At 70.8% G+C, this 15,216-nt stretch carries 15 protein-coding genes; 3 read left to right on the top strand and 12 right to left on the bottom strand.

Annotated elements, in window-relative coordinates:
- Window positions 1-102 precede the first annotated feature (102 nt).
- The 8 genes from BLW57_RS23970 to clpS form a co-directional block, all read right to left on the bottom strand.
- A complete protein-coding gene (locus BLW57_RS23970) occupies window positions 103-2,169 on the bottom strand; it encodes a putative Ig domain-containing protein (RefSeq protein ID WP_093477356.1) in 2,067 nt (688 codons plus the stop codon).
- Window positions 2,170-2,449: 280 nt separating this feature from the next.
- Window positions 2,450-3,400, bottom strand: coding sequence for a PLP-dependent cysteine synthase family protein (locus tag BLW57_RS23965; protein WP_073900287.1), 951 nt, complete (start codon window positions 3,398-3,400; stop codon window positions 2,450-2,452).
- A gap of 17 nt (window positions 3,401-3,417) precedes the next feature.
- Window positions 3,418-3,696 (bottom strand): MoaD/ThiS family protein, encoded by a 279-nt coding sequence (locus tag BLW57_RS23960; protein ID WP_093477354.1) that lies wholly within the window; start codon window positions 3,694-3,696, stop codon window positions 3,418-3,420.
- 123 nt (window positions 3,697-3,819) lie between these two features.
- Window positions 3,820-3,915: a putative leader peptide gene (locus BLW57_RS43135; RefSeq protein WP_311318800.1), complete on the bottom strand. Its 96-nt coding sequence runs from the start codon at window positions 3,913-3,915 to the stop codon at window positions 3,820-3,822.
- A gap of 120 nt (window positions 3,916-4,035) precedes the next feature.
- Window positions 4,036-4,458, bottom strand: a complete 423-nt coding sequence (locus BLW57_RS23950; protein ID WP_093477351.1) for a M67 family metallopeptidase — start codon at window positions 4,456-4,458, stop codon at window positions 4,036-4,038.
- Between the two features lie 132 nt (window positions 4,459-4,590).
- Window positions 4,591-6,009, bottom strand: a complete 1,419-nt coding sequence (locus tag BLW57_RS23945; protein ID WP_093477349.1) for an amino acid permease — start codon at window positions 6,007-6,009, stop codon at window positions 4,591-4,593.
- A 318-nt stretch (window positions 6,010-6,327) separates the two neighbouring features.
- On the bottom strand, window positions 6,328-6,933 hold the full coding sequence (locus BLW57_RS23940) for a DUF2017 domain-containing protein (protein WP_093477347.1): 606 nt from the start codon (window positions 6,931-6,933) through the stop codon (window positions 6,328-6,330).
- 12 nt (window positions 6,934-6,945) lie between these two features.
- Window positions 6,946-7,263, bottom strand: coding sequence for an ATP-dependent Clp protease adapter ClpS (gene clpS, locus BLW57_RS23935; RefSeq protein WP_073900273.1), 318 nt, complete (start codon window positions 7,261-7,263; stop codon window positions 6,946-6,948).
- Between the two features lie 57 nt (window positions 7,264-7,320).
- Between clpS and BLW57_RS23930 the strand changes: the two genes are divergently transcribed.
- Entirely contained in the window at window positions 7,321-8,667 is a 1,347-nt protein-coding gene (locus tag BLW57_RS23930) for a nicotinate phosphoribosyltransferase (RefSeq protein ID WP_093477345.1), read from the top strand.
- 98 nt (window positions 8,668-8,765) lie between these two features.
- The gene (locus BLW57_RS23925; RefSeq protein WP_093477343.1) at window positions 8,766-9,359 is read left to right on the top strand and encodes an isochorismatase family protein; all 594 of its coding nucleotides are present in this window, start codon (window positions 8,766-8,768) and stop codon (window positions 9,357-9,359) included.
- Between the two features lie 24 nt (window positions 9,360-9,383).
- Here BLW57_RS23925 and BLW57_RS23920 read toward each other — a convergent pair whose 3' ends face one another.
- Both BLW57_RS23920 and BLW57_RS23915 read right to left on the bottom strand, forming a co-directional pair.
- A complete protein-coding gene (locus tag BLW57_RS23920) occupies window positions 9,384-9,713 on the bottom strand; it encodes a hypothetical protein (RefSeq protein ID WP_073900265.1) in 330 nt (109 codons plus the stop codon).
- Between the two features lie 121 nt (window positions 9,714-9,834).
- Window positions 9,835-12,192, bottom strand: coding sequence for an immune inhibitor A domain-containing protein (locus BLW57_RS23915; RefSeq protein ID WP_093477342.1), 2,358 nt, complete (start codon window positions 12,190-12,192; stop codon window positions 9,835-9,837).
- Window positions 12,193-12,582: 390 nt separating this feature from the next.
- Here BLW57_RS23915 and BLW57_RS23910 point away from each other — a divergent pair, with 390 nt between their 5' ends.
- Window positions 12,583-12,813, top strand: coding sequence for a hypothetical protein (locus BLW57_RS23910; protein WP_093477340.1), 231 nt, complete (start codon window positions 12,583-12,585; stop codon window positions 12,811-12,813).
- A gap of 78 nt (window positions 12,814-12,891) precedes the next feature.
- On the opposite strand, the gene BLW57_RS23905 is transcribed toward BLW57_RS23910, so the two are convergent.
- Together BLW57_RS23905 and BLW57_RS23900 are read right to left on the bottom strand one after the other, a co-directional pair.
- Window positions 12,892-13,626: an RDD family protein gene (locus BLW57_RS23905; RefSeq protein WP_093477338.1), complete on the bottom strand. Its 735-nt coding sequence runs from the start codon at window positions 13,624-13,626 to the stop codon at window positions 12,892-12,894.
- 70 nt (window positions 13,627-13,696) lie between these two features.
- Window positions 13,697-15,187 (bottom strand): RDD family protein, encoded by a 1,491-nt coding sequence (locus tag BLW57_RS23900; protein ID WP_093477337.1) that lies wholly within the window; start codon window positions 15,185-15,187, stop codon window positions 13,697-13,699.
- Between the last annotated feature and the right edge of the window lie 29 nt (window positions 15,188-15,216).

The following is a 15,216-nucleotide window of genomic DNA, read 5'->3' as shown; positions in this document are numbered from 1 at the left end:
TGGCCGGCCGACCGGCCGCCTGGTGCGGATGAGACGTACCACGATCGCAAACGGATCCCGCACGCGCCGCGTCGGCGCGTGCGGGATCACGGGGAGTGCGGCTCAGCCGGTCGTCAGCGCGGTGTCGTCGACGACGAAGCCGGTCTGCAGGGAGGAGTCCTCCGCCCCGCTGAACTTCAGGGTCACCGTGCGGCCCGCCAGCGAGGACAGGTCGAAGGTCTTCTGCGCGTACCCGGGGGAGGCGTTGGCGTTCGAGTACGTCGCCAGGGTCGTCGAACCGGCGGTGACCGTCAGCTTGTCGTAGGCGGTGCTGCCGGACTCGGCGGTGTCGATGTGAAGGTAGAAGGTGAGGGTGGCCCTGCAGCCGGACGGGATGGTCACCGACTGGGACAGCGTGTCGGTGTGTGTGGAGCCGTACCCGTCGAGCCAGGCCTTGTAGGACCCGCCGTGGGCCGCCTCACCGGTGTCGCTGGTGATGACGCCGCTGGACGCGGTCCAGGTGGTGTTCCCGGACTCGAAGCCCGGGTTGCCGAGCAGCTGGGCCGAGGAGCAGGTGCCGCCGCCGGAACCGACCGTCCAGGTGAAGGAGGCCGAGCCGGAGGCGCCGGTGGAATCGGTCGCGGTGACCGTGACCTGGTAGGTGCCGGCGGTGGTGGCCGTACCGGAGATCAGGCCGGTGGAACCGCCCATGGACAGGCCGGCCGGCAGGCCGGTGGCGCTGTAGGTGAGGGCCGCTCCCGCGCTGTCGGTGGCCTGGATCTGCAGGCCGGCCGAGCCGCCGACGGCGGTGGACTGGCTGCCGGGGTCGGTGACGCTCACCGTGTTGCCGGTGCCCCCGCCGCCGGAGGTGAAGGCCGTGGTGCCGTTCGGGGTGCCCCAGCCGGTCGGGCCGTCGTAGCCGGTGCGGGCGGTGCAGAAGTACGAGGTGGTGCAGCTGCCGTTGTTGCCGCTGGTCACGTCGTACAGGTTGGCGGTGTGGGCGTACGGGTACTTCGCCGGGTAGTCGGCGCCGGCCGGGGTGCCCGCGAGGGCGTAGACGCCGGCGATGATCGGGGCGGAGGCGCTGGTGCCGCCGTAGACGGCCCAGCCGGAGCCGCCGTAGGTGTCGTAGACCGCGACGCCGGTGGCCGGGTCGGCGACGGCGGAGACGTCGGCCTCCATGCGCTTGGTGCAGCCGGTGTCGGTCTGCCAGGTCGGCTTGGGGTCGTAGGCGGAGCAGCCCGAGCCGGTGCCCTCGGTGGAGTTGGTGTGCCACACCGACTCGCTCCAGCCGCGGGAGTTGGCCGCGGTGGTGAGCGCGGTGCCGCCGACGGCGGTCACGTACTGGGAGGTGGCCGGGTACTCGGCGCCGTAGGCGGAGTCGCCCGCGGAGACCGTGATGGCGACGCCCGGGTGCTTGAAGTACTGGGTGTCCTCGGTGGTCTGGTTGGCCGCCTCGTCGCCGCCCCAGCTGTTGGAGACGAACTTGGCGCCGAGCGCGACGGCCTCGTTCTCCGCGATGCCGAGGTCGGTGTCGTTGGCGGAGTCCGCCTCGACCAGGACGATGTTGCAGTTCGGGCAGACCGCGCTGACCATGTCGAGGTCGAGGGCCTCTTCACCGGCCCAGCCGGTGTCGTCGGCGGGCAGCGAGGTGGTCGAGCCGGTCTGGCCGACCTGCTTGAAGCAGCCGCTCGCCTTGGTGCAGGCGGACAGGCCGTAGGTGGAGCGGTAGGTGGCCAGGTCCGACTCTGCGTTGGGGTCGTTGTACGCGTCGACGACGGCGACGGTCAGGCCGGAACCGCCCGTGCTGGGCAGGTTGTACGCGCTGTGCAGGTTGGCCGGGGAGAGGCCGGAGGGCGCGGCGGCGACCGTGGCGGCCAGCCGCTGCTTGATGTCGGTGCGGCGCTGGGCGAAGCAGGACGCGTGACCGGGTGCGGCGGTGGCGCACAGGTGCCGGGTCGGCACCTTCTGGCCGGCCTTGCCGGTGGCGTGGAAGGTCTGCCGCTTCGGATCGGTCAGGGCCCTGGCGTTCTGCGCGGACCTGCCGGTGTGGGGGTGGGCCGCGGCGGCCTGCGCCCCGGCGGTCGGTGCCGCTACGAGTCCGGCGACGGTGAGAGCGAGGGCGGGGAGGGCGACGGCGAGGAGTCTTCGCAGACTCCGTCTCCGCCTGCTCGGGCGTGACTCACGCATGGGGAACTGCCTCCGGTTGACGTGGGGATGCACTGGGTGGGCAGGCCCGTGACGCGCGTAGCGGCGGCGGCCGCGAGTCATGAGCATGACACTCGTGGACACCCCGCATGCCGCGCTGAGCGTGACATGACAGGGTGCGCGAGGAACGTAGACCCGGCCCCAGGGGCACCGGCAGTACCGGAGGGATTTCTTTGCCCCTCCATAGAATGAGGTTGGCCCCCTCATAGGAGGGGGCTGGCGAGCGCTTGAGCAGGGCCCGCGCCCGGACGCGGGGAGTCCCTTACGCCCAGAGCTGGCCCTGCAGCGTCTCGATGGCCTCCTCGGTGGTGGCCGCCGTGTAGACGCCGGTGGAGAGGTACTTCCAGCCGCCGTCGGCCACGACGAAGACGATGTCGGCGCTCTCGCCCGCCTTGACGGCCTTCCGGCCGACGCCGATCGCGGCATGCAGGGCGGCGCCGGTGGAGACGCCCGCGAAGATGCCCTCCTGCTGGAGGAGTTCCCGGGTGCGGGTGACCGCGTCCGCCGAACCGACCGAGAAGCGGGTGGTGAGGACGGAGGCGTCGTAGAGCTCGGGCACGAACCCCTCGTCGAGGTTCCGCAGCCCGTACACCAGGTCGTCGTAGCGGGGCTCGGCGGCGACGATCTTCACGTCGGGCTTGTGCTCGCGCAGGAAGCGGCCGACGCCCATGAGGGTGCCCGTGGTGCCGAGGCCGGCGACGAAGTGCGTGACGGACGGCAGGTCGGCGAGGATCTCCGGGCCCGTGGTGGCGTAGTGGGCACCCGCGTTGTCCGGATTGCCGTACTGGTAGAGCATCACCCAGTCCGGATGCTCCGCGGACAGCTCCTTGGCCACCCGCACCGCGGTGTTGGACCCGCCCGCGGCCGGGGAGGAGATGATCTCCGCGCCCCACATGCCGAGCAGGTCCCGGCGCTCCTGCGAGGTGTTCTCCGGCATCACGCACACCATGCGGTAGCCCTTGAGCTTGGCCGCCATGGCGAGGGAGATGCCGGTGTTGCCGGAGGTGGGCTCCAGGATGGTGCAGCCCGGGGTCAGCCGGCCGTCCTTCTCCGCCTGCTCGATCATGTGCAGCGCGGGCCGGTCCTTGACCGAGCCGGTGGGATTGCGGTCCTCCAGCTTGGCCCAGATGCGGACGTCGGCGGACGGCGAGAGCCGCGGCAGGCGCACCAGAGGGGTGTTGCCCACCGCGGCCAGCGGGGAGTCGTAGCGCATCGCTGCTCAGCGGCCGATCAGGCCATGCCGCCGGCCACGGCCGGCAGGATCGTCACGGTGTCGCCGTCGGACAGCTTGGTGTCGATGCCGTCGATGAAGCGGACGTCCTCGTCGTTCAGGTACACGTTGACGAAGCGGCGCAGCTTACCGTCGTCCACGATGCGGGCCTGGACGCCCGCGTGCCGGGTCTCGAGGTCGGCGAACAGGTCGGCGAGGGTGTTCCCGCTGCCCTCCACCGCCTTCTGGCCGTCCGTGTACGTGCGGAGGATGGTGGGGATGCGGACCTCGATGGCCATGGTGGCGGGCTCCTGTCGGAAAAAGGGTTCGTCGTCTTGGTGTGCGCGCGCCCGGGGGTCCCCCCAGGCTTCACGCACTGAGGGAGCGCCGCGGCAGCAGCGGCCGTGCGGCCGCGGGGAACGTCAACAGATGGCGCTGTTCAGCCGGCACAGGTCGACGTGCAGCCGCGCCACGAGCAGCATGCCCGGCGTCTTGTCGCTCACGTCGTTCAGAACCATGGGCTCATCGTATCGATTCCTGGTCCGGATCCCGGAGTGTGATTCCGTATGGTGGACGGAATTCGTCCACACCATGGGATCCGCCTCCCGCCGGACCGGCGGGCGGCACGGCGGCCCGGATCAGTGGGCCTCCACGATCCTGACCTCTTCCTCGGTGACCTCGCCCTCCAGGATCCGGAACGAGCGGAACTGGAAGTCGCCGAGGCCGTCGGTGTCGGCGGTGGAGACCAGGACGTAGTGGGCGCCGGGCTCGTTCGCGTAGGAGATGTCCGTGCGGGACGGGTACGCCTCGGTCGCCGTGTGGGAGTGGTAGATGACCACCGGCTCCTCGTCGCGGTCGTCCATCTCGCGGTAGAGCTTGAGCAGATCGCCCGAGTCGAACTCGTAGAACGTGGGGGACATGGCCGCGTTCAGCATCGGGACGAAGCGCTCGGGGCGGTCCGAGCCGGCCGGGCCCGCGACGACCCCGCACGCCTCGTCGGGGTGGTCCTTGCGCGCGTGCGCGACGATCTGGTCGACGAGTGCCTGGGTGATGGTCAGCATGGTGGCCAGGATAAGCAGACGGGCCGTCCCGTACCGAGGTGTGGTACGGGACGGCCCATATGTTGGACGTCCTGAGCGGCGGCCTCCGGGAGCGCCACGAGTGCTCCCGGCGGCCGGACGTCCGGGGGGAGGTCAGCCCACGTTCTCGAGCTCCGGCTCGCGACGGTTCGCGATCTCCGGGGTACGGGACTTCAGGACCAGCCAGCCGACGCCGAGGGCGGCGGCCCAGACCGCCATCACGTACAGACAGACGCGGGAGTCGGCATCGTATGCGATCAGGCCGGTGACGAACAGCAGGAAGACGATCGCGACGTACGAGCACTTCGCGCCGCCCGGCGCCGGGAAGGAGCTGGCGGGCAGCCGGCCCGCGTCGACCGCGCGGCGATAGAGGACGTGGCTGACCAGGATCATCAGCCAGGTCCAGATGCCGGCCGCGGTGGCGACGGAGGTGACGTAGCCGAACGCCTTCTCCGGGACGATGTAGTTCAGGATCACGCCGATGCCCATGAAGGCCACCGAGACGGTGATGCCGAGCGCCGGGGTCTTCGTGGAGGACAGCCTGGAGAAGACGCGCGGCGCCTCGCCGTTGTCCGCCAGGGTGCGCAGCATGCGGCCCGTGGAGTACATGCCCGAGTTGCAGGACGACAGGGCCGCGGTGAGCACCACGAAGTTGACGATGCCGGCGCCCGCCGGGATGCCGATGACCGCGAACGCCTTCACGAAGGGGCTGACCCCCTCGGCGAACTGCGTCCACTTCACCACGCACAGGATGACCGTGAGGGCACCGACGTAGAAGAGGGCGATGCGCCAGGGCAGGGTGTTGATCGCCTTCGGGAGGGTCTTCTCCGGGTTCTCGGACTCGCCCGCGGTGACGCCGACCAGCTCGACGGCGAGGTAGGCGAACATCACGCCCTGGAGGGTCATCAGGGAGGAGCCGATGCCCTTGGGGAAGAAGCCGTCGAACTGCCAGAGGTTGGCGACCGAGGCGGTGTCGCCGGCCTGGCTGAAGCCGAGGGTCAGCACGCCCAGGCCGATGACGATCATGCCGATGAGCGCGGTCACCTTGACCATGGAGAACCAGAACTCGATCTCGCCGAACAGCTTCACCGAGATCAGGTTGGCCACGAACAGGACCACGAGGAAGACCAGCGCCGTCACCCACTGCGGGACGGACGGGAACCAGTAGTTGACGTAGATCGCGGCGGCCGTCAGTTCGGCCATGCCGGTCACGACCCACATCAGCCAGTACGTCCAGCCGGTGAAGTAACCGAAGAACGGGCCGAGGAATTCACGCGAGTACTCGGCGAACGAGCCGGAGACCGGGCGGTAGAGCAGCAGCTCGCCCAGGGCTCGCATGATGAAGAAGATGATCACGCCCGCGAGGGCGTACATCAGGATCAGACTGGGGCCGGCCTTGGCGATGTTCGCCCCGGCTCCCAGGAAGAGTCCGACGCCGATGGCGCCGCCGATCGCGATCATCTGGACCTGGCGGCTGCCGAGCCCTCGCTCGTACCCCTCCTCAGGGGCGGTGGTGACCTTCTCAGAGGTCATGTGCGGTGCGCCTTTCTCCATGCCGACCCGGGCCTGTCGTCGGCCTCGGATCGGGTTTCGATCCCCCCGGATGATGGAGCTGTCTGCCTGGCCGACGGTCGTCGACTCGGTGGCGCACCCGGCCGGACATGGGTGGTGTCGGCCGGGCGGTCGTGAAGATTTATCACGGCCGCCATACTGATCACAGAGGCGCGATGTGGCGCATCACACAGGAAGAACCGGACAAAGAGCGCCCTAAAGCGTCAAATCAGGCCGCAAGGGTGACGGGATCGTTATCCGGATTTGAGCGTCCGCTGAGCGAACACGAAATCACCACATTCAGGGCATGAGTGTGGTGACGAGGGTCTCCTGGAGCCCGCCCAGCCACAGGTAGGCCATCACCATCGGTTTGCGCGGGTCCTCGTCCGGCAGCCGGTAGAGCAGATCGGTGTCGTCCTCGTCGGTGATCTCCAGCCGGGACCCGATCGCGAGCCGCAGGTCGTTGAGGGCGCCGAGCCACTGCCGCGACTGCTCCGGGGACAGCTTCAGCACGGCCCCGCCCTCGTCCACCGGCGCGAGCGCGTCGAGGGTGCGGACCACCGCGAGCGCGTTCTCCCGCTTGCCGGCCCGCAGGTCGTTCTCGGTGTAGCGGCGGAACTCGGCGGAGTGCGCGCGCCGCTCCTCGGCCAGGTCCGGCGAGCCGGCGGCCTCCTCCGGGTCGCCGTAGGCGTCCGGGAAGAGCCGGCGCAGCACCGGATCGGCGGGCGGCTCGCTCGGCCCCTCGGCGAACAGCTCGGCGAGCGGGTCGTCGGGTGCGTCGGCGCCGGGGCCGGGGCCGATGAGCTCCAGGAGCTGCACGGCCAGCGACCGGATGATGGAGATCTCGACGTCGTCGAGGGCGACGGCCGCGCCGCCGCCGGGGAGCGGTTCGAAGTGTCCGGGCATGTGAGTCGGTCGCTACTTCCGGTCCTGCTGGAGGGTGGCCCACAGACCGTAGCCGTGCATCGCCTGCACGTCGCGCTCCATCTCCTCGCGGGTACCGCTGGAGACGATGGCCCGGCCCTTGTGGTGGACGTCGAGCATGAGCTTGGTGGCCTTGTCCTTGGAGTAGCCGAAGTACGACTGGAAGACGTACGTCACGTAGCTCATGAGGTTGACCGGGTCGTTGTGGACGATCGTGACCCAGGGGACGTCGGGCTCGGGTACGGCGAAGACCTCCTCCGCCGACTCGGTGCGTTCGATCTCTACGGGCGCGGGTGACGTCACACAGCCCATGCTGCCACGACGCCCACAAATCGTCACACCGACGAAAAGGGAGTACGATCCGTTGCCATGAACACAGCGGACCTTGGGCTGCCGGTGGACGTTCCCTCGACGGCGCTCTTCACTGACCAGTACGAGCTGACGATGCTGCAGGCCGCGCTGAAGGCCGGAACGGCCGAACGACGCAGCGTGTTCGAGGTCTTCACCCGGCGGCTGCCGGACGGGCGCCGCTACGGCGTGGTGGCCGGCACCGGGCGTGTCCTGGACGCGGTGGAGAACTTCCGCTTCGACGAGGGCGTCCTCGCCTTCCTGCGGGAGCGGGGGATCGTCGACGACCAGACCCTGGAGTGGCTCGCCGGCTACCGCTTCAGCGGCGACGTCTGGGGCTACCCGGAGGGCGAGGTGTACTTCCCGGGCTCGCCGATCATGCGGGTCGAGGGCACCTTCGCCGAGTGCGTGCTCCTGGAGACCGTGATCCTCTCCATCCTCAACCACGACTCCGCGATCGCGGCGGCCGCCTCCCGCATGTCCTCGGCCGCGGGCGACCGCCCGCTGATCGAGATGGGCGCCCGCCGCACCCACGAGCTGGCCGCCGTGGCCGCCGCGCGGGCCGCGTACGTCGGCGGCTTCGCCACCACCTCCGACCTGGCGGCCGGCTTCCGGTACGGCATCCCGACCGTCGGCACCTCCGCCCACGCCTTCACCCTCCTGCACGACCGCGAACGAGACGCCTTCCAGGCCCAGGTGGACACCCTCGGCCGGGGCACGACCCTGCTCGTCGACACCTACGACGTCACCGAGGCCGTCCGTACGGCGGTGGAGGTGGCCGGCCCCGAGCTGGGCGCGGTCCGCATCGACTCCGGAGACCTGCTGCTGGTCGCCCATCGCGTCCGCCACCAGCTGGACGAGCTGGGCGCGCGGAACACGAAGATCGTCGTGACCTCCGACCTGGACGAGTACGCCATCGCCTCCCTGGCCGCCGCCCCCGTGGACGCGTACGGCGTGGGCACCCAGCTGGTGACGGGCTCCGGACACCCCACGGCGTCCATGGTCTACAAGCTGGTCGCGCGCGCCGAGACCGCCGATCCCGGGGCACCGCTGGTCCCGGTCGCGAAGAAGTCCAGCGGCGGCAAGACCTCCGTCGGGGGCCGCAAGTGGGCCGCACGCCGGCTGGACGAGGAGGGGTTCGCCGAGGCCGAGGTCGTCGGCACCGGACCCGTCCCCGACGGGCTGGCCGACCGGCAGCTCCTGGTGCGGCTGGTCGAGAACGGCGAGGTCGTCGCCCGGGAGCCACTGGACGTGCCGCGCGACCGGCACATCGCCGCACGCGCGAACCTGCCCCTGTCGGCCATCCAGCTGTCCCGGGGGGAACCCGTCATTCCGACGGAGTACGTCCAGGGGCGCTCGGGTAGCTAGAGCGGGACCGACCGTCCGCCCCCCGGAACGCCCCCTCCCGCACGGGGCCGGAAGTCTCTAGGCTCAGTTACTTAACTCTCAGTCGAAGGACACCCACCATGCGCCGCGCCTTGATCGTCGTAGACGTGCAGAACGACTTCTGCGAAGGGGGCAGCCTCGCGGTCGCCGGCGGCGCGGACGTGGCCGCCGCCGTCACCGAGCTGATCGGCCAGGCGGGGGGCACCGGATACCGCCACGTGGTCGCCACCCGCGACCACCACATCGCACCCGGCGGCCACTTCGCGGACAACCCCGACTACGTCCGCTCCTGGCCCGCGCACTGCGTCGCGGGCACGGAGGGCGTGGGCTTCCACCCGAACTTCGCCCCCGCCGTCGCCTCCGGCGCGGTGGACGCCGTGTTCGACAAGGGGGCGTACTCGGCGGCCTACAGCGGCTTCGAGGGGGCCGACGAGAACGGGCTGCCGCTGGCCGACTGGCTCCGCGAGCGGGAGGTCACGGAGGTGGACGTGGTGGGCATCGCCACGGACCACTGCGTGCGGGCCACGGCGCTGGACGCGGTGCGCGAGGGCTTCCGCACCCAGGTGCTGCTCGACCTCACGGCCGCAGTGGCCCCGGGGACCACCGAGCGGGCGCTGGAGGAGCTCCGCGAGGCGGGCGTGGAACTGACCGGCAAGCCGGTGGTCAGCGGCTGACCGGCCCCTCCCCCGCGCCGCGCGTCACCCCTGCGGAACCGCCGGAGGTCTGCGCAGCAGCGCCCGGATCGGGTGCCAGAGCTCGACGAGGACACCGTTGTCGGGGGCCGTGCGCCATATCAGGCCGTCCGGGTGGTGCAGCACTGCCGTGACCTCGTCCGGCGTGGGCGGCTCCGCGTTCCCCCGCAGGTACACCGCACGCAAACCCAGGTTGCGCAGCCGGGTCAGCGCACGGGCCCGGTTCTGGGCGTGCACGAGCACCCGTACCCCGGCCGCGCCCCCGGCGGGGCTCGGCAGGTTCAGCGCCACCACGACGGTGCCGTTCGGTAGCTTGCAGAAGCCTCCTGCGGCCATGCGGTCACATCCCCGTTCCGGTCGGTGTCAATAAGCGGCCCACTGGACGCACCTAAACACGATCGGCGGCAACCCGCCAAGGGGTTGCCGCCGATACGTCTCTGACCTGCGGTGATGCGGACTACTTCACTGCGGGGCCCACCTTGAGCTCGATCGTGGAGCCGTCCTTGGCCTCCTTGACGATCGTTACCTTGGTGTTGGTGTCAGTGACCTTCACCCCACCCGTCGGGTTCGACGCGTCGTAGTAGGTGCTGGCGTGGTCGTTGAAGACCGAGACACCCTTCGACGCCTTGATCTTCAGGGCGACGTCGGCCTTGTGCAGGGTGATGCCGTCCGTACCGTAGAGGCTGAACGGCGAGTCGTACGCCTGGATGCGGTTGCGCAGCAGCGTGCCGTCGGACCACTTCAGCGCCTTCGGGTGCGAGTCGATCGGCAGGATCAGACCGGTACCCGGGTGGCCGTTGCTGGAGTTGGTGTTGTTGTCCGCCTGGGAGGTGTCCCACTTCCAGATCAGCAGGCCGTTCTGGTACGGGTAGTGCTCCACCCAGTCGGGACGCGACGCGAAGCCGAAGTTGTACGGGCCGGACTTCAGCGTCTTGTCGTACGACACGTACTGGCGGTTCTCGGCGATGTAGTACTGCGCGTAGTCCTTGGTGAAGGACGTGCCGATGCGCGAGAAGCCGGCCGCGGTCCAGGCGGCGTCCGCCGTCTCGGCGTTGTCCGAGAACACCGGGGTGCCGTCGGCCGTCACCGCGATCTGGTCGGCCGCGAAGCCGAGCTCCGCGACACCGCCGTCGGTGGCGTAGCGGAAGCGCAGGTCGATCTTCTTGCCCGCGTAGGCGTCCAGCGAGTACGACAGCTTCTTGTGCGTCTGCGAGAAGCCGCTCAGCGCCGGCTTGCCGCTGCCGTCACGCGGGATGGCCTGGCCGTCCGCCGTGCCGTCCAGGGCGGTCCAGTTGGCGCCGCCGTCGGTCGACACCTCGGTGTAGAGGTAGTCGTAGCCGTCTTCGATGGCCCACCAGCCGTCCAGGTCGAGCTTCGCCGACGACTTGCCGGTGAGGTCGACGGAACGGGTCAGCGTGTTCTTGAGGTTGTCACCGCTGCCGCTCCACCACTGGTTCGCGCCCTCGGCCGGCTGCGTGACCGTGGTCTTGACCGCCTTCTGGGGCAGGGTGACCACGAGGGCCTGCTTGTCCCAGGTGTTGTACTCGGCGACGCCCAGCTTGTGGGTGGACTGCTTGCCGGCCTTGGCGGTGTCGTAGTTCAGCCAGCCGAGCTGCAGCTTGTCCCAGGCGTTCATGTCGCCGGGCAGGTCGCCGATGGACTCCTTGCCGGTGCCGAGCCAGGAGCCGGACGACATCAGGGTCCAGAAACCGGTGGAGTTGTCGCCGCCGGCGGTGTCGTACTCGTCCGGCAGACCGAGGTCGTGGCCGTACTCGTGGGCGTAGACACCGAGGCCGCCGTTCTCCGGCTGGATGGTGTAGTCGCCGACCCAGACACCGGTGCTGCCGACCTGCGTGCCGCCGAGCTTGTTGTTCACCGGGCCGGTGGCGCCGGCGTCGGTGCCGAAGGCGTACCAGCGGTGGGCCCAGATCGCGTCCTTGCCCTGGGCGCCGCCGCCCGCGGACTCGTCCTCACCGGCGTGCACGATCTGGAAGTGGTCGACGTAGCCGTCGGGCTCGTTGAAGTTGCCGTCGCCGTCGTAGTCGTAGCGGTCCCACTGGTCGTACTTGGCGAGGTCCTTCTTGATGTCCGCGTCGGTGCGGCCGGCCTTCTTCTGCTGGGCGACCCAGGCGTTCAGGCCGTCGGTGACGACGTTCCAGACGCTCGGGCAGTTGGTCTGGCCGCACGCGTTGTTGCCGTAACGGGCCTCGTTGTACGGGACCTTGACCCAGTCGGTGACCTCACCGGAGACCGAGTAGCGGCCCGAGGACTGCTTCTCGTAGTACTTCTTCAGCGACTCGGTCTTCTTGCCGGTGCCGAAGTACAGGTCCTGGAAGTGCTTCTTGTTGTAGTCCTTCTGCCAGGCCGTCGAGTTGTCCTTCTTGCGGTTCGGCTTGGCGATCTTGTTGTGCAGCGGGCCCGCCGTGCCCCCGAACTTGGGGTCGGTCTGGTTGCCGAACTCCACCAGGATGGTGAAGATCTTGTCGGTCTTCTCCCGGCTGAGCTCGACGTACTTGCTCTGGCCCTTGCTGCTCTTGAGCTTGACGACCTTGGAGCCGTTGCGGTCCTGCGCGGTGGCCTTGCCGGCTATGAGCTGCTTGAGGGCCTCTGCGCGCTGGGCGTCCTGGGTCTTGCTCAGCGGACCGTCGAGGTCGTGCTTCTGCTGCTTCACCGGGGCCGGGTCGTGCCGGTTCGCGGCGGCCGACGGGGCCGTGGTGCTCGCCTCGGCGACGGCGAACGTCGCGAACGTGGCGGAAGCCGCCGCGAGCGTCACACCGATCGCGGCCGCTCTGAACGTCCAGGATCTACTGGTCACTTGAGTTCCTCCCCCGCGCCGCGCACACGGACAGGGGGTTCCGAGTCTTGGAGGAATCCGTGCGCGCACGTTCAACGCGTGTAATCAAGTGACGACATTTGACTAGAGGTTAAGGAGAAAAGACAGACCTTGACTTGAGCAGGACAAGTGCACTATGCGGAGCTGACGTTCGCTTTACGAACGCCCCGGCTCCCGCCCGTGAACAGTGCGCATCCGCCCGGCGGGCGCAGGAACCCGCCTGCTCGGCGGGGCCATGACTCCGTGCGCCCCCCGTGCACCGGTACCGTGGGTTAGGTCACGCTTACCGGGGGTTCGACTCGGGCATGCACGCGGTGAGAGTCGAACGGCACCCCCCAAGTCCCCCTGAAGCCTTCCGAGGACACGATTGCCATGCCTCGTCCGACCGTCGCACAGCTCGCCTACGGATCCTGCACCGTGGTTCTCTCGACACTCGCCATGCTGCTGCTGTCCCAGACGAGTTCGGGTCTCGCGGTCACCGTCATCGCCCTCGCGGCACTCGCCCTGGGACTCCTGGTCGCCATGACGGTCCCCACGCCCCGGCCCGCCGAGGCGCCCGCCGAGACCACCGCCGAGAAGGAGCGCGTCCCGACGACCCTGTGACAGGTGCGCGGACGCGGACGACGGGCCCGGCACACCCCGGACCCGCCGCCCACGTCCGCGCAGCCGTACCGCGCCGGTTCAACGCGTGCTGACCACCACCGTCTTGGCCGCCTTGTCGTGCAGACCCTGTTTGTACGGTTTGTCGAAGAAGCTCCAACCGCCGCAGATCGCCGTCCAGATGCAGGCGCAGCAGAAGGCGAAGGGCACCCACAGCACCAGGGCGCGGATCAGCGAGGTCTGCCCGGACGGCGTCGCGCCGTTGTCCAGGTTGGCGACCCGCATGTTGAGCCACTTCTTGCCCAGGGTCTGCCCGGTCCTGCTGATCAGGTAGGTGTCGTAGGCGACGTAGAGGACGGCCGCGATGAGGGACTGCGCGAGCGACCTGCCGACCTCGATGCGGTCGCTGTTCACGTCGTACTCGCGCACGCCGAACACCCAGGTGAGCAGCCAGACGACGATACCGACGAGGATCATGTCGATGATCCGCGCGAGCGTCCGCTTGCCGCTGTCGGCCAGCGGGGGCATGCCGGCCAGCGGGTCACCTGGGTGCCCGCCGCCGGCGCCGGCGTCGTAGGGGCCGCCGCCGTACGAAGGGGGCTGCTGTCCGCCGTACGGAGGCTCCTGGCCGCCGGCCGGGGGCGGTTGCCGCTCGCCCCAGGAGGGTGGCTGCTGCCCGCCCGGCGGCGGGGGCTGCCCGCCGCCGTGCGGGGTGTCGTACGGAGAGCCCGCCCCCGGGTCCGACGGGGGCCGCTTCCTGAACGGGTCGTCCTCGGGGGGCTGGTCCCCGGAGCCGGGGGGCGGTTGGCTGCTCATGGCCCGAGTGGAACCCGAACACCCCGGCTCCGCATCCGGCGGGCGGCCGTACGGAGTAGGCGCGGCGCGGTCAGTCCGCGACGAACGTGTGCGCCGCCTTGTCGTGCCAGCACTGGTGCCAGGGCCGGTCGAACAGGCACCACAGCACGCCCACGACTCCGATGCCGAGCAGCCCCGGCACGCTGTAGACCAGCCAGCGGAGCAGCGCCCGGCCGAACGTCGGCGGCTCGTGCGCCTCGATGTCCCGCACCTCCAGACCGCACAGCTTCTTGCCGAGGGTGCGGCCCCACCGGGCGGTCGGCAGCACCTCGTACAGCACGCCGGAGACGAGGAGGACGGCGAGCACGATGCCCAGGCTGAGGCCGGTCGTACCGTCGACCAGCCAGACGGTGACGGTACGGCCGGACAGCCGGGCGGCGTCGATCTTCTGCTGGATGTGGTCGGCGGCCCGCGTGCCCAGGGGGACGGCCGCCGCCGCGGTCACGGCGCCCACGACCAGGCTGTCCACCAGCCGGGCGGCGAACCGCTTGCCGAGTCCGGCGGGGCGGGCCGCGGCCTGCCGGCGCGCGGCCGCCTGGAACACGTCGTCCACGGGCGGCTTCCACGGCGCCACGGGCTGTTCGTCCCCGCCTCCGGCCAGCCGGTGCACCTGCTGGGCCCAGGAGGACTGCCCGCCGCCGGCACCGGCGGCGAGCGGGGTGGCGGCGGGCTGCGCGGGCCCGGCCTGCTGCGGCACCGCGGGCGACACGGCGGCGGGCGCGGCCGGCGGCTGCTGGGCCGCGGGCGCCGGGTGGCCGAGGGCTCCCTGGGCGGACTGGGCCGCGGCCTGCGGGGCCTGTGCGGCGGCGCGGGACGCGGCGGCCTTGCCGGCGCCGAAACCGGGACCGGACGCGGGGGAGGCCGGCGAAGGGGCCGGGGCGGCGACGGAGGGCGAGGAGGAAGGTGACGGCGCGGGCGCGCCGGCCGGACCCTGCCCGCCGAAGCCCCCGCCCTGGCCGGCCCGGCTCGAGCCGGACGCCCCCGTCCCGGCCCCCTGGCCGCCGAAGCCCGCGCCCTGCGGGCCCTGGCCGGTGCCGGGCGTGCGGTTCTGACCGCCCCCGCCCTGGCCGGGCACCGGACGGAACGCCGCCGCGCCGTCGTCATGGACGGCCGCGGGACCCGGGACCGGTCGGCGGAAGATGAAGGTGCCGCCGGGGTCGGGGGCGTCGTCCGCGGGCGGGATCGAGGCTGTGCCGTCGGTGCGCGCGGCGTGGCCGGCCGGCTGCGCCGGACCGCCCGCCGGGACCCGCGGATCGGTGTGCCGGCCGCCGGCGTCGCCCGCGGCGGAGCGCGGCTGGGGGTCCTCGTCGAAGAAGTGGGGGCCCGTTTCCTCCACGGCAGGGGCCGCCGGGCGGACGCCGGGCGGCGGGGTGAGCGGCTCGCCGTCCTTCGGCGCCGGCCGGCTGGTGCCGGGCACCCAGGAGGCGCCGTTCCAGTACCGGACGTAGCCGGGGATGGACGGGTCCGGGTAATAGCCCTCGCGGGGCCTGTCGTCACCTGGGGCCGGGGTTGGGGCGCTCATGTCCGTCGTCCCGTATCTGCTCGGGGGTG

This window comes from Streptomyces sp. 1222.5, from assembly GCF_900105245.1.
Lineage (GTDB): Bacteria > Actinomycetota > Actinomycetes > Streptomycetales > Streptomycetaceae > Streptomyces > Streptomyces albidocamelliae.
This window is presented reverse-complemented; position numbering and strand designations above follow the sequence as displayed.